Raw genomic sequence first — 934 nt, forward strand, 5'->3', positions numbered from 1 at the left:
GCCTCCAGCAGCCGGTCGATCTGCGCCCGCATCAGCGCGGGCGAGCCGACCGGCCGGCGCAGCACCGTCTCGTCCAGCACGGCCCAGACGACCGGGGCGTCGGGGCGGGTGAGCAGGGTCTGGCGCTCCAGCCGCAGCGCCACCTGGCGCTCGATCCGCGCGGGGCTGCTCGCCAGGCCCAGCGCGTCCGGGGCGAGGATCGCCCGGGCGTACTCCTCGGTCTGGAGCAGACCCGGCACGAAGTGCGGCTCGTACGTACGAATGGTCCTCGCGGCCTCTTCGAGGCTGACGTAACCGCTGAACCAGTCCGGCAGGATGTCGTGGAAATGCTGCCACCAGCCCGGCCGGCTCGCCTCGTCCGCCAGCTGGAGGAACACCGCGATCTCCGGCTCCGGCACGCCGTACGCGGGCAGCAGCATCTGGACGTACGGGATCTTGAGCCCGACCTCGGCCGCCTCCATCCGGCGGACGGTGGCGGCGGTGACCCGGAGCAGCGCACCGGCCTGCTCACGGGTGAGGCCGGCCTTCTCGCGCAGCACACGCAACCGCCTGCTGAGGACGAGCTGACCGACCGTCGGTGCGGACCGTGGCTCGCTCACACTCCACCCCTCAGCCTCGCGGACGCGCCGCGGGCAGTCTGCCACAGCAACAGGCCGCTGAGCACGGCTTGTTGGGAGAAAACCGCGTGTGTGCCCGGGGCGGTGCCGGTGTGGTACCGGAGCGGTTCCCGGTACGGCGCGGGCGTCGGGAGCGGCGGGCGCGACGGGCTTGATCGTACGGCGCGCGCGTGAGCATGCTTCCCCCATGACTCCCTCCTCCCCGCCCGACCCCGCCCCCCGGCGCGACTTCCCGCTCGGCGGCACCACCACGATCCCCCGGCTGGGCTTCGGCGCGATGCAGCTGCCGGTCGCGGGGGACGGCGCCGCCCACGACC

1 protein-coding gene is annotated in these 934 nt (G+C 73.9%); it reads right to left on the minus strand.

Features of this window, described 5'->3' with window-relative positions; translation table 11 throughout:
• Positions 1-599, minus strand: a 599-nt coding sequence (locus GT042_RS29465) for a helix-turn-helix transcriptional regulator (RefSeq protein WP_161311755.1), incomplete at its 3' end; no start/stop codon positions are given.
• Positions 600-934: the final 335 nt, after the last annotated feature.

It is taken from the genome of Streptomyces sp. SID3212 (assembly GCF_009865405.1).
Taxonomy (GTDB): Bacteria; Actinomycetota; Actinomycetes; order Streptomycetales; family Streptomycetaceae; genus Streptomyces.